Source organism: Pseudomonas sp. A125 (assembly GCF_055409485.1).
In genome coordinates, this window is record NZ_JBUZVP010000001.1 from 313,768 (window position 1) to 327,200 (window position 13,433).

General features: G+C 63.0%; 13 protein-coding genes. 7 read left to right on the plus strand and 6 right to left on the minus strand.

Annotation, left to right across the window (positions count from 1 at the left end):
• Window positions 1-9 precede the first annotated feature (9 nt).
• From ACZRN6_RS01460 to hemN, 5 genes are all read left to right on the plus strand, one after another.
• Complete coding sequence (locus tag ACZRN6_RS01460) at window positions 10-549, plus strand: FixH family protein (RefSeq protein WP_322143945.1); 540 nt, start codon at window positions 10-12, stop codon at window positions 547-549.
• A gap of 113 nt (window positions 550-662) precedes the next feature.
• The gene (locus ACZRN6_RS01465; protein WP_322143944.1) at window positions 663-3,113 is read left to right on the plus strand and encodes a heavy metal translocating P-type ATPase; all 2,451 of its coding nucleotides are present in this window, start codon (window positions 663-665) and stop codon (window positions 3,111-3,113) included.
• Between the two features lie 22 nt (window positions 3,114-3,135).
• Entirely contained in the window at window positions 3,136-3,354 is a 219-nt protein-coding gene (gene ccoS, locus ACZRN6_RS01470; protein WP_322143943.1) for a cbb3-type cytochrome oxidase assembly protein CcoS, read from the plus strand.
• Entirely contained in the window at window positions 3,347-4,030 is a 684-nt protein-coding gene (locus ACZRN6_RS01475; RefSeq protein WP_464007054.1) for a sulfite exporter TauE/SafE family protein, read from the plus strand. Before ccoS ends, ACZRN6_RS01475 begins: the two co-directional genes overlap by 8 nt.
• A 103-nt stretch (window positions 4,031-4,133) precedes the next feature.
• The gene (hemN, locus tag ACZRN6_RS01480; RefSeq protein WP_322143941.1) at window positions 4,134-5,516 is read left to right on the plus strand and encodes an oxygen-independent coproporphyrinogen III oxidase; all 1,383 of its coding nucleotides are present in this window, start codon (window positions 4,134-4,136) and stop codon (window positions 5,514-5,516) included.
• A 5-nt stretch (window positions 5,517-5,521) separates the two neighbouring features.
• Here hemN and ACZRN6_RS01485 read toward each other — a convergent pair whose 3' ends face one another.
• Window positions 5,522-5,998: a hypothetical protein gene (locus ACZRN6_RS01485; RefSeq protein WP_322143940.1), complete on the minus strand. Its 477-nt coding sequence runs from the start codon at window positions 5,996-5,998 to the stop codon at window positions 5,522-5,524.
• A 154-nt stretch (window positions 5,999-6,152) separates the two neighbouring features.
• Between ACZRN6_RS01485 and fnr the strand changes: the two genes are divergently transcribed.
• A complete protein-coding gene (fnr, locus tag ACZRN6_RS01490) occupies window positions 6,153-6,887 on the plus strand; it encodes a fumarate/nitrate reduction transcriptional regulator Fnr (RefSeq protein WP_003219044.1) in 735 nt (244 codons plus the stop codon).
• 80 nt (window positions 6,888-6,967) lie between these two features.
• Window positions 6,968-7,516 (plus strand): adenine phosphoribosyltransferase, encoded by a 549-nt coding sequence (locus tag ACZRN6_RS01495; RefSeq protein WP_177045721.1) that lies wholly within the window; start codon window positions 6,968-6,970, stop codon window positions 7,514-7,516.
• 112 nt (window positions 7,517-7,628) lie between these two features.
• Here the strand turns inward: ACZRN6_RS01495 and ACZRN6_RS01500 are convergent, their stop codons facing one another.
• From ACZRN6_RS01500 to dnaX, 5 genes are all read right to left on the minus strand, one after another.
• Window positions 7,629-8,777 carry an acyl-CoA dehydrogenase family protein gene (locus ACZRN6_RS01500; protein WP_464007055.1) on the minus strand — a complete coding sequence of 383 codons (1,149 nt, stop codon included), beginning with the start codon at window positions 8,775-8,777 and terminating at the stop codon, window positions 7,629-7,631.
• Window positions 8,778-8,986: 209 nt separating this feature from the next.
• Window positions 8,987-9,589, minus strand: coding sequence for a recombination mediator RecR (gene recR / locus ACZRN6_RS01505; RefSeq protein WP_322143938.1), 603 nt, complete (start codon window positions 9,587-9,589; stop codon window positions 8,987-8,989).
• A 65-nt stretch (window positions 9,590-9,654) separates the two neighbouring features.
• Window positions 9,655-10,689 carry an NADP-dependent oxidoreductase gene (locus ACZRN6_RS01510; protein WP_322143937.1) on the minus strand — a complete coding sequence of 345 codons (1,035 nt, stop codon included), beginning with the start codon at window positions 10,687-10,689 and terminating at the stop codon, window positions 9,655-9,657.
• A 267-nt stretch (window positions 10,690-10,956) separates the two neighbouring features.
• Entirely contained in the window at window positions 10,957-11,295 is a 339-nt protein-coding gene (locus tag ACZRN6_RS01515; RefSeq protein WP_322143936.1) for a YbaB/EbfC family nucleoid-associated protein, read from the minus strand.
• A 46-nt stretch (window positions 11,296-11,341) separates the two neighbouring features.
• Entirely contained in the window at window positions 11,342-13,399 is a 2,058-nt protein-coding gene (gene dnaX, locus ACZRN6_RS01520; RefSeq protein ID WP_322143935.1) for a DNA polymerase III subunit gamma/tau, read from the minus strand.
• Window positions 13,400-13,433 lie beyond the last annotated feature (34 nt).

Below are 13,433 nucleotides of genomic sequence, written 5' to 3' on the forward strand. Positions count from 1 at the left end.
AGCACAACAATGCCCGCAGCAACTGCCGCAAGCCCCTGGTACAAGCACCTCTGGCCCTGGATCATCATTGGGATCCTGGCCTGCTCGGTGACGTTGACCTTGTCCATGGTGACCATCGCGGTGAACAACCCCGACAACCTGGTCAACGATAACTACTACGAGGCCGGCAAAGGCATCAACCGCTCCCTGGACCGCGAACTGCTGGCGCAGACCCTGCAACTGCGCGCCAAGGTGCACCTGGATGAGCTGACCGGCGAAGTCGAACTGCACCTGAGCGGCAACAGCGGGCCAGGCACCCTGGAACTGAACCTGATTTCACCCACCCAGCCGGAGAAGGACCGCAAGATCATCCTGACCCGCAGCGACAGCGAACCGGGCCGCTATATTGGCCAGGTGACCGACAAGGTCGAAGGCCGCCGCTTCGTCGAACTGCTGGGCGTGGAAGGCGACCGGACCTGGCGCATGTTTGAAGAAGAACAGGTCAGCCATGACAAGGACTTGCTGCTGGGCGACGAGCCGTTGCAGGGTGCTGAAGACCTGAAAAAGTAAACGCAGCGCTTCGCGCATCGCGGGCAAGCCCGCTCCCACGTTTGGAATGCATTTCCCTGTGGGAGCGGGCTTGCCCGCGATGAGGCCCTTCCAGCCGACACAGATCCAAAACCATGACCACCCCAACGCCCTGCTACCACTGCGCCCTGCCCGTCCCGTCCGGCAGCCGGTTCACCGCCGTGATCCTCGCAGAGCCCCGCGAACTGTGCTGCCCGGGTTGCCAGGCGGTGGCCGAGGCGATTGTCGCCGGTGGCCTGGAAAGCTATTACCAGCACCGCAGCGAAGCCTCGGCCAACCCCGAGGAATTGCCGGTGCAACTGGCTGATGAGCTGGCGCTGTATGACCGTGCGGACGTGCAAAAGCCCTTCGTACGCCACGACGGTGACCTGTCGGAAACCACGCTGTTGATGGAAGGCATCAGCTGCGCCGCCTGTGGCTGGCTGATCGAAAAACACCTGCGCAGCCTGCCCGCCGTGGCTGAGGCGCGCCTGAACCTGTCCAACCACCGCCTGCACGTGCGCTGGGCCGACGGGCAGCTGCCACTGAGCCAACTGCTCGGCGAGTTGCGCCACATCGGCTACGCCGCCCACCCGTATCAAGCCGACCGGGCCGCCGAGCAACTGGCCAGCGAAAACCGCCGGGCCTTGCGTCAACTGGGCGTGGCGGGACTGCTGTGGTTCCAGGCGATGATGGCCACCATGGCCACCTGGCCGGAATTCAACATCGACCTGAGCCCGGAGCTGCACGTGATCCTGCGCTGGGTCGCGATGTTTCTTACAACGCCCATCGTGTTCTACAGCTGCGCGCCATTCTTCAAAGGTGCGCTGCGCGACCTGCGCACCCGCCACCTGACCATGGATATTTCGGTGTCGCTGGCGATTGGCGGCGCCTACCTGGCCGGGATCTGGACCGCCATCACCGGCACCGGCGAGCTGTATTTCGATGCGGTCGGCATGTTTGCCCTGTTCCTGCTGGCCGGTCGCTACCTGGAGCGCCGCGCCCGGGAACGCACTGCGGCGGCCACTGCGCAGTTGGTCAACCTGTTGCCTGCGTCGTGCCTGCGCATGAGTGCCGATGGCCAAAGTGAACGTATCCTGCTCAACGAACTGGCCCTGGGCGACCGGGTGCTGGTGCATCCGGGCGCGGTGCTGCCGGCAGACGGCATCATCCTCGATGGCCAGTCGAGCATCGACGAATCCCTGCTGACCGGCGAGTACCTGCCGCAACCGCGACAGGTCGGTGATGCCGTCACCGCCGGTACCTTGAATGTGGAAGGTGCGCTGACTGTAGAAGTTCGCGCTTTGGGCCACGACACGCGCCTGTCGGCCATCGTGCGCCTGCTGGAGCGGGCCCAGGCGGAGAAACCCCGGCTGGCGGAAATTGCCGACCGCGCCGCCCAATGGTTCCTGTTGTGCTCGTTGATCGCCGCGGCGGTAATCGGCCTGGTGTGGTGGGAGCTGGACGCTACGCGGGCGTTCTGGATTGTGTTGGCGATGCTGGTTGCAACCTGCCCTTGCGCCTTGTCCCTGGCGACGCCAACTGCCCTGACGGCGGCCACTGGCACCCTGCACAAACTCGGCCTGCTGCTGACCCGCGGCCATGTGCTGGAAGGCCTGAACCAGATCGACACGGTGATTTTCGACAAGACCGGCACTCTCACCGAAGGCCGCCTGGCCTTGCGCGCTATCCGTGCGCTGGGCGTGCTGGGCAGCGATGAATGCCTGAGCCTTGCGGCTGCGCTCGAGCAACGTTCGGAACATCCGATTGCACGTGCCTTTGGCCGTGCACCGCTGGCGGCGCATGAGGTGCTCAGTACCCCGGGTTTGGGGTTGGAAGGCACCGTTGGCAAACGCCGCTTGCGCATTGGCCAGCCGGGTTTTGTCTGCGAACTGAGCGGCTGCGCCCTCCCCGCCTCGCCGAAGGAAGCCGGCCAATGGCTGCTGCTGGGCGACACCGAGGGCGCCCTGGCCTGGTTTGTCCTGGATGACCGCCTGCGCAGTGACGCACCCGCCCTACTCGCCGCCTGCAAGGCGCGCGGCTGGCGCACCTTGTTGCTGTCGGGCGACAGTTCGCCGATGGTCGCCAGTGTCGCCTGCGAGCTGGGCATCGACGAAGCCCATGGCGGCCTGCGCCCCGACGACAAGCTGCAAATGCTGCAACAGTTGCACAAGGAAGGCCGCAAGGTGCTGATGCTCGGCGATGGGGTCAACGACGTGCCAGTGCTGGCTGCCGCCGACATCAGCGTGGCCATGGGCTCGGCCACCGACCTGGCCAAGACCAGCGCCGACGCGGTGCTGCTGTCGAACCGCCTGGACGCCCTGGTACAAGCCTTTAGCCTGGCTCGGCGCACCCGCCGGGTAATCATTGAAAACCTGCTGTGGGCCGGGCTGTACAATGGCCTGATGTTGCCGTTTGCCGCCCTCGGCTGGATCACCCCGATCTGGGCGGCGATCGGCATGTCCCTCAGTTCGTTGACCGTGGTGCTCAACGCCCTGCGCCTGACTCGCATGCCGAGCACGCCAGCCGCGAGCACCGCGCCCGTAACCCGCCCGCTGCCGGCATGAGCCGCGCGAGCATGGAGTGCAGATGCCAGCTCTTTACGTGATGATTCCGGCGGCGCTGCTGTTAGTGGGCGTTGCGATTTACATCTTCTTCTGGGCGGTAGACAGCGGCCAGTATGACGATTTGGACGGCCCGGCCCACAGCGTGCTGTTTGACGACCAGGACCCCAATCACCTGGCCGCCGTCGATGAAGCCAACGGCCCTGAGCAACCGCCCAAGCCAAAAGACCCACCCCATGTTTGAACTGGCGCCCCTGCTCGCCTCCGCGGTGATCCTCGGCCTGCTCGGCGGCGGCCATTGCCTGGGCATGTGCGGCGGCTTGATGGGCGCGCTCACCCTGGCGATTCCCAAGGAGCAACGCAGCCGGCGCTTTCGCCTGCTGCTGGCCTATAACCTGGGACGTATCCTCAGCTACGCCACCGCCGGGCTGCTGATTGGCCTGGCCGGCTGGGCGGTGGCCAACAGCCCGGCGGCGATGTTCATGCGCGTCCTCGCCGGGCTGCTGCTGATCTGCATGGGCTTGTACCTGGCCGGTTGGTGGAGCGGCCTGACCCGTATCGAAAGCCTCGGGCGCGGCCTGTGGCGCCATATCCAGCCGGTCGCCAACCGTTTGCTGCCGGTGTCCAGCCTGCCCCGGGCGTTGCTGCTGGGCGCGCTCTGGGGCTGGTTGCCGTGCGGGCTGGTCTACAGCACTCTGCTGTGGGCGGCCAGCCAGGGCAATGCGCTGGACAGTGCGCTGCTGATGCTCGCGTTCGGCCTCGGCACCTGGCCGGTGCTGCTGGCCACGGGGCTGGCGGCCGAGCGTGTCACCGCGCTGTTGCGTATGCGCAGCGTACGCATGGCCGGTGGCCTGCTGGTAATTGTGTTTGGCCTGTGGACGCTGCCAGGCCCGCACCAGCACTGGTTAATGGGCCATTAAAAGGCCATGTGGCATAGCGCCGCTCCCCGTTGATGCAAATCAAGATGCCCCCTGCACGCAGCCCCTAGACTCGGCCCACTAGCCTATCCGGGGGAACGCCCGCATGCTCGACGCCATTCGTTGGGACACTGATCTGATTCACCGCTACGACCTGGCGGGGCCGCGCTATACCTCGTACCCCACCGCCGTACAATTCGACAGCCAGGTCGGCACCTTCGACCTGCTCCACGCCCTGCGCGAAAGCCGCAAGGCCGCACGCCCCCTGTCGCTGTATGTGCATGTGCCGTTCTGCGCGAACATTTGCTACTACTGCGCCTGCAACAAGGTCATCACCAAGGACCGTGGCCGCGCCCATGCCTACCTGCAACGCCTGGAGCAGGAAATCCAGCTGGTGGCCTGCCACCTCGACCCCAGGCAGGCGGTGGAACAACTGCATTTTGGCGGCGGCACCCCGACCTTTCTCAGCCACGACGAGTTGCGCCAGGTCATGGGCCGGCTGCGCCAGCATTTCAACCTGCTGGACGACGACTCCGGCGACTACGGGATTGAAATCGACCCACGGGAGGCCGACTGGGCGACCATGGGCCTGCTGCGTGAGCTGGGCTTCAACCGCGTCAGCATCGGCGTGCAGGACCTGGACCCCGACGTACAGCGCGCAGTGAACCGCCTGCAAAGCCTGGAAGAAACCCGGGCGGTGATCGACGCGGCGCGTACCCTGCAATTTCGCTCGATCAATATCGACCTGATCTACGGCCTGCCCAAGCAGTCGCCGCTGAACTTCGCGCGTACCGTGGAGGAAGTGATCAAACTGCAGCCGGATCGCCTGTCGGTGTTCAACTATGCACACCTGCCGGAGCGGTTCATGCCCCAGCGGCGGATCAATACCGACGATTTGCCCTCCCCGGCCGAAAAACTGCTGATGCTGCAAACCACCATCGAACAGTTGACCCAGGCCGGCTACCGCTACATCGGCATGGACCACTTTGCCCTGCCGGATGACGAGTTGGCCATCGCCCAGGAAGAAGGCACCCTGCAACGCAACTTCCAGGGCTACACCACCCACGGGCACTGCGACTTGATCGGGCTTGGGGTGTCGGCGATCAGCCAGATTGGCGATTTGTACTGCCAGAACAGCAGCGACCTGAACCACTACCAGAACGCCCTCGCCGGCGCGCAACTGGCCACCAGCCGTGGCTTGTTATGCACCACCGATGACCGGCTGCGACGGGAAGTGATCCAGCAGTTGATCTGCAATTTCAGCCTGGCATTCGAAAAGATCGAACAGGCCTTCAATATCGATTTTCGCGGGTATTTCGACGAAATCTGGCCGCAGTTGCAGGCGATGACAGAGGACGGCCTGATCGAACTCAACCCGCAGGGCATCCGCGTCTTGCCGGCGGGGCGCCTGCTGGTGCGCTCGGTGTGCATGGTGTTCGATGCCTATCTGGAGCACCAGAACCGGCAGCGATTTTCGCGAGTGATCTGAGCCTGTTACTTCGCCAGCAGGGCCATCGCTTCCATCTGGGACTCAGGCGACTCGTTTTTCAAGGCCTTGGTCAACTGCGATTGGGCAGTCATCAAGCCGGACTGCAATGCAGCCACATCGCTCTGCAGGGAGGCTACTTTGGCGCGCCGAGCCTGGGGGCTCATGGCAGTGTCGGCCATGGCAGCAGAGAGTTGAGCCATCTTCTCGGCGAGCTGCTTTTTCATCTCGCGAATCATTTTCAACAGCTGCTTGATGTTGTCTTTCAGGTTGCTGTCGTCAATATCCTTGTTGGAGTTGGTGCTCGCCTTGGAGGCTTTCAGCCCCGCCCCGGAGATGTCCACCACTAAACCCTGGGGTTTGGTGTTGGTGGCCGGATCGGTAACAGACGCTGTATCTTTATCGTCTACGGCAGTGTCTTTCTTCGCATCAGGCACGGTCAGCGAAGAAACGATGGCAGGGTTGGTTGCGCCAATGGAAAGCATGATCTGAGCCTCCGGCTCGTGGGGTGACAACCTTGTATCGGCCTCGACACAACTTCCTTTATACCGTTGCTGCTTTTTTGTACATGCTGGTCGGATCATCCCCCAGTGCGGTACCCTTACGTCTTATGTGTGTTTTCCCACAAGGATTTAAGAAATGTCCGAGCCAGTTAAACTGCGCGCTCATAGCCAGGCTCATTGCAAGGATTGCAGCCTGGCCCCCCTCTGCCTGCCACTTTCGTTGAATTTGGAAGACATGGAAGCGCTGGACGAGATCGTTAAACGCGGTCGCCCGCTGAAAAAAGGCGAGTTCCTGTTTCGCCAGGGCGACAAGTTCGACTCCGTTTATGCAGTACGCTCTGGCGCGTTGAAAACCTTTAGCCTGAGCGATGGCGGCGAAGAGCAGATCACCGGTTTCCACCTGCCGAGCGAGTTGGTAGGGCTGTCGGGCATGGACACCGAGATTCACCCGGTATCGGCCCAGGCCCTGGAAACCACCTCGGTGTGTGAGATCCCGTTCGAGCGCCTGGATGAATTGGCCCTGCAGTTGCCGCAATTGCGCCGCCAGTTGATGCGCGTGATGAGCCGTGAGATTCGTGACGACCAGCAGATGATGCTGCTGCTGTCGAAGAAAACCGCCGATGAGCGGATCGCCACCTTCCTGGTCAACCTCTCCGCGCGCTTTCGTGCCCGAGGGTTCTCGGCCAACCAGTTTCGCCTGAGCATGTCGCGCAACGAAATCGGTAACTACCTGGGCCTGGCGGTAGAAACCGTGTCCCGGGTGTTCACCCGCTTCCAGCAGAACGAGTTGATTGCGGCCGAAGGCAAGGAAGTGCACATCCTCGACCCGATCCAGCTCTGCGCACTCGCTGGCGGCTCGCTCGACGGTTGATCCAGACGCTTGCGGCCGAGCCAATCGGCTGGGCCGCAGGTATACTTGGAGTCCGTTTCCCGCCCCAGGACTCTTCGACGATGGTCTTCGATTCGTTCGACATCAAATCCCTGATTCGCCCAGTCATCGACTTCCCCAAGCCTGGGGTGATCTTTCGCGATATCACACCGCTGTTCCAGTCGCCCAAGGCCTTGCGCCTGGTAGCCGACACCTTCGTTCATCGCTACGTCGAAGCCGAATTCACCCACATTGGTGCGATGGATGCGCGGGGCTTTTTGATCGGTTCGATCATTGCCTATCAATTGAACAAGCCGCTGATCCTGTTCCGCAAGCAAGGCAAATTGCCGGCCGATGTGCTGGCCGAGGGTTATCAGACCGAGTACGGCGAAGCCTTCCTGGAAGTGCACGCCGACAGCCTGTGCGAAGGTGATTCGGTGCTGATGTTCGATGACCTGATCGCCACCGGCGGTACGTTGATCGCGGCGGCCAACCTGGCGCGACGTATGGGCGCACGGATTTTCGAAGCGGCGGCGATCATTGACCTGCCGGAGCTGGGCGGGTCCCGGCGCCTGGAAGACATGGGCATTCCAACGTTCTGCCTGACGCAGTTTGCCTTAACCGATCAGTAATTTGAGGCGAACGGTCCGGCCCCATCGCGGGCAAGCCCGACTCCCACACTGGAATACGATCAAATGTGGGAGCCGGGCTTGCCCGCGATGGGGCCGGAGAAAGCGACACACTTCACAAGCCCATCTGCTTGCTGATGATCTCGTTCATCACTTCCCGAGTCCCGCCACCGATGGACAGGATACGGTTGTCGCGGTACAGCCGCTCCACCAGGTTGCCGCGCATGTAACCCTGGCCGCCGAGGATCTGCACCGCATCAAAGGTCACGCGGTCGGCAGTGTCGGTGGCGAGGTTCTTGGCCATGGAAATCTCCTTGATCACACTCTTGCCGGCGGCCATCTTGGCGGCCTGGCGGTAGGTGAATTCCCGGGAAACTTCCACCGCCGTGGCCATCTCCGCCAGGCGATGCTTGAGTACCTGGAACTTGCCGATGGGTTTGCCGAAGGCTTCGCGCCGGGCCGCCCACTTCAGGCTTTCCTCCAGGGCCATCTGCGCGGTCATGTTGGCCATCAAGGCCAGGGCCAGCCGCTCGCTCTGGAAGTTGCCCATGATGCAGGCAAAGCCCATGTTCTCGGCGCCAATCAGATTTCCCACCGGCACGCGGCAATTGTCAAAGAACAGTTCGGCTGTGTCTGAGGCCCACCAGCCCATTTTCTTCAGCGGGGTGCCGGTGGTGAAGCCGGGCGTGTCCTTTTCGATCAGCAACAGGCTGATACCGGCAAAGCCTGGCCCACCGGTGCGTACCGCAACGGTGTAGACGTCGGCACGCTGGCCGCTGGTGATAAAGGTTTTGCTGCCGCTGACCCGGTAATGGTCGCCGTCGCGCACGGCGCGGGTTTGCAGGCTGGCCACATCGGAGCCGCCACCGGGCTCGGTGACGGCCAGGGCGGCGATCTTTTCGCCGGACAACACCCGTGGCACCACACGATCACGCACGTCAGGCCGGGCCCACTTAACGATGGGCGGCAAACCGATATCCAGTGAGCCCAACCCCGCCACCACACCGCCGGAGCCGCAGCGCATCAGCTCTTCGCTGGCCGCGACCTTGGCGAACAGGTCGCCTTCGTGGCTGCCGCCCAGGGCTTCGGGATAACCGATCCCCAGAATCCCCGCCGCCCCGGCCTTGAGGTACAACTCCCGGGGAAAGCTCTCGGCTTCCTCCCACTGCTCGATGCCCGGCAACAGCTCGCGCTCGACGAAACGTCGCACACTGTCACGGACCAATTGGTGGCTGGGGTCGAAGTATTCCTGATAGGCAGACATCGGCAAGCTCCACGGGAAGGTGGAGCGAACTTACCAAGCGCTTGCTCGGTTATCAAGACACAGGGCAAGCTTGTCGACGGCCTGACAAACAGTAGAAATCAAATGTGGGAGCTGGCTTGCCTGCGATGCAAACAATTCGGTCTTTCAGCCAGACCGAGGTGATGCTACCGCAGGCAAGCCAGCTCCCACATGTCGTTCTGCGGTGTTTGTTACAGGGCGATCGGCTTACGCCCGGCGAACGAGTGCGCCAACGTCCCGCCATCCACCAGTTCCAACTCGCCACCCAGCGGTACGCCGTGGGCAATACGCGAGGTGATCAGGCCTTTGTTGGCCAGCAACTGGGCGATGTAATGGGCCGTCGCTTCGCCTTCCACCGTAGGGTTGGTGGCCAGGATCACCTCGACGAAGGTGCCCTGCTCTTCGATACGCGTCACCAATTGCGGAATGCCGATAGCCTCAGGCCCCAAGCCATCGAGCGGCGACAGATGCCCCTTGAGCACAAAGTAGCGCCCGCGATAACCAGTCTGCTCCACCGCATAAACGTCCATCGGCCCTTCGACCACGCACAGCAGCGTGTCATCGCGACGCGGGTCGGCGCATTGCGGGCACAGTTCTTCCTCGGTCAGGGTACGGCACTGGCGGCAGTGGCCTACCCCTTCCATGGCCTGGCTCAGGGCCAGGGCCAGCCGGGAGCCGCCGCTGCGATCACGCTCCAGCAGTTGCAGCGCCATGCGCTGGGCGGTTTTCTGGCCCACGCCCGGCAAAGTGCGCAGGGCGTCGATCAGTTGACGAATCAGGGGGCTGAAGCTCATGGGTAAAGGTCCGACAAAACAACGAGACGCGGTTTATACCCGCGCCCCGGATTAGCGTCAAATGCTCAATCTTGTGCGACGCGCACCACCAACTTGCCGAAGTTGCGCCCCTCCAGCAAACCGATAAAGGCTTCAGGCGCCTGTTCCAGGCCTTCCACCACGTCCTCGCGAAACTTGATCTTGCCGTCGCGCACCCATGGCGCCATGGCACTGAGGAATTCCGGCTGGCGATCACCGTAGTCGTCGAACACGATAAAGCCCTGGATCCGCACACGCTTGGTCAGCAAGGTGCGTTGCAGCGCAGGCAGCCGGTCGGGGCCGCTGGGGGCTTCATGCGCGTTGTAACCGGCGATCAGGCCACACAACGGAATACGCGCCTTGGCATTCAGCAACGGCACAACCGCGTCGAATACCTTGCCGCCGACGTTTTCAAAGTAGATATCGATGCCCTTGGGGCAAGCCTGGGCCAGTTCCTCGGCAAAGTTGTCGCTCTTATGGTCGACGCAGGCATCAAAGCCCAGTTCGTCCACCACATAACGGCACTTGTCGGCGCCGCCCGCCACACCGACCACCCGCAGACCCTTGATCTTCGCCACCTGGCCGACCACCGAGCCCACCGCGCCGGAAGCCGCCGCCACCACCAGGGTTTCCCCGGACTGGGGTTGGCCGATATCCGTGAGGCCCATATACGCAGTCATGCCGGGCATGCCCAACACACCCAGGGCCATGGATGGGCTGGCCAGGCCCTTGGGCACCGGTATCAGGTTGCGCCCATCGGAAATGCTGTGGCTCTGCCAGCCGGTGGAACCCACCACCAGATCACCCACCTCAAATTTTGGATTTCGTGATTGCTCGATACGGCTCACAGCGCCGCCGGTCATTACTTCGTCGATTTCCACGGGGGCAGCGTAGGACGGCGCGTCACTCATGCGCCCGCGCATGTAGGGATCCAGCGACAGGTAGAGGGTTTTCAGCAGGACCTGGCCGTCGGCCAGCTCCGGCAGCGCGACACGCTCCAGGCGAAAGTTTTCCGGCACCGGTGCGCCATGGGGGCGTGAGACCAGCACGATGCGCTGGTTGAGGGTCAATGCTTCGGACATCAGCGAGGCTCCTTCTATCGGTGATTGAATTCAACGGTATAGGGTGCAGACCCCAAAACAGGGCCCAGGGTTCGACAAAACTCCCGTAGCAGTTGTCGAGCGCCAGCGAGGCTACGTTAGCCGCACCGCTGCTTTCATGCCAGACGTGGGACCGAGTCGCTGCCGACGCAGCCTCGCTGGCGCTCGACAGCTGCTACGGGTATGGAAAAACCCGGCCAAAAAAATGCCAGGCGCGGGGCCTGGCATTTTCGGTGCTGCGCTTGCCGATCAGAACGGCAGCTTCATACCCGGCGGCAGTTGCATGCCAGCGGTCACGCCAGACATCTTGTCCTGGCTATTGGCTTCGATCTTGCGCACAGCGTCGTTGACGGCCGCGGCAAACAGCGCCTCGAGCATTTCCAGGTCGTCTTCGCCCACACCTGGCAATACGCTTGGGTCGATGCTCACGCGCTTGATGTCGTGACGACCGGTCATCACCACGCTGACCATATCGCCACCGGCTTTACCGGTGACTTCGGCGTTGGCCAGTTCTTCCTGCATCTTGGCCATCTTGTCCTGCATCTGCTGCGCCTGCTTCATCAGGCCGGCCATGCCACCTTTCATCATGGGAATCACCTCAAAAGTACGTGGATCAATTATTGGCCCCGGCGTGTTACGCCTGAACCGGGGCTTCTACAGGTTCGATAGTATCGTGACGTACCACCGCGCCAAACTGCTGCATCATTTGCTGGATGAGCGGATCACCGTGGATCGACTCTTCAGCCTCGCGCTGGCGGTTGACCCGGCGACGGGACGCCGCCTGGGCCGGGGTTTCCTGCTCGGGCTTGATCAGCTCGATGCTGATGGTCAGGGTGCGCTCGTGGAACTGGTTCAGGGCATCGTTAAGCCGGCGCTGCTGGGTTGCGTTGAACAGCGCGCTGTGGGCCGGGTCCAGGTGCAGCAGCCAATGATCGCCCTCCACGGCAATCAGCGTGCAGTTGGCGGCGATGCTGCCGGTCATGCCGGAGATCGGCAGTTTCGGGAACAGCTCCAGCCATTGCAATGCCAGGCCGGTGGCCGGCATCGCAGCCGGTTCTGGCTCAGGTTCCGGGGCGGGCTCGGCAGCGTGCTCACTGGCCAGCTCGTCCAGGTAGCTGTAGGCCGAGTCCATATCCGGCTCGATGTAGTCTTCGTCCAGCGGCGGCTCGTCGTCGAGGTCGGTGCCCGGGGTGGCGGCATCAACTTGGGCGACAGTCGGCTCCGGCACCGGGGCCGAAACCCACTCTGGGGCATCCGGCACCACGCTGTCGGGAGTGGGCGTGGGCATTGGCGTCAGCTCGGGCTGCTCGCCGGCGGTTTCGAGCACCGGCTCCACGGCTGGCTGCTGCTCGGCTTCGACTTCAGCCTCTGCCGGGGCATTCCAAGGCAGGTCGACTTCGGGCACTGGCGCAGGCTCGATAACCGGCTCAGGCACAACCGCAGGTGCCGCAGGCTCTGCCACAACGGGCGCAGGTGCCGGAGCAACAGCCACCGGCGGCGTAACCACTGGCGCGACAACAGCCGGGCCAGCCACTGGTTTGGCGGAATCAACTGTGGCCTGGCTGATCCCCACTGGCTTTAGCGGCTGTCTCGGCGCATCCGCCGTGTCGGCGGGCCTGAAGGCCAGCATCCGCAGCAGGACCATTTCAAAGCCGCCACGCGGGTCAGGCGCCAACGGCAAGTCACGCCGGCCAATCAGGCCCATCTGGTAGTAGAACTGCACGTCTTCGGCCGGCAACGCCTGGGCCAGGGCCAACACGCGGTCGCGGTCGCCATGCCCGTTGTCGACGCCCTCAGGCAACGCCTGGGCGATAGCAACGCGGTGCAGCACATTAAGGATTTCCGAGAGCACGCCATTCCAGTCCGGGCCTTGCTCGGACAGGTGACGCACGGCTTCGAGCAACGCCTTGGCATCGCCTTCGATCAGCGCGTGCAGCACGTCGAACACCTGGCCGTGGTCCAGGGTACCGAGCATCGCCCGCACGTCGGCGGCCATGACCTTGCCTTCACCGAAGGCGATGGCCTGGTCGGTGAGGCTCATGGCGTCACGCATCGAGCCGTCGGCAGCGCGGCCCAGCAACCACAGCGCGTCGTCTTCGAACGGTACGTTCTCGACCCCCAGCACGTGGGTCAAATGCTCGACCACGCGTTCCGGGGTCATGTTTTTCAGGGAGAACTGCAGGCACCGCGACAGAATCGTTGCAGGAAGTTTCTGCGGGTCGGTGGTGGCCAGGATGAATTTGACATAGGGCGGCGGCTCTTCCAGGGTTTTCAACAGCGCGTTGAAGGAGTGGCTGGACAGCATGTGCACTTCGTCGATCAGGTAGACCTTGAAGCGGCCACGGCTCGGCGCGTACTGCACGTTGTCGAGCAGCTCACGGGTGTCTTCGACCTTGGTGCGGCTCGCGGCGTCGATCTCGATCAGGTCGACAAAGCGCCCTTCATCGATCTCCCGGCACACCGAGCACGTACCGCACGGCGTCGAGGTGATGCCGGTTTCACAGTTCAGGCACTTGGCGATGATACGGGCAATGGTGGTCTTGCCCACACCGCGGGTACCGGTGAACAGGTAGGCGTGGTGCAGCCGCTGGCTGTCCAAGGCATTGATCAGAGCCTTGAGCACATGGGTCTGGCCGACCATTTCGCGGAACGAGCGCGGGCGCCATTTACGTGCAAGAACCTGATAACTCATCGAAAACCGTCGCAACTGGGAAGCGGAAGCGGGT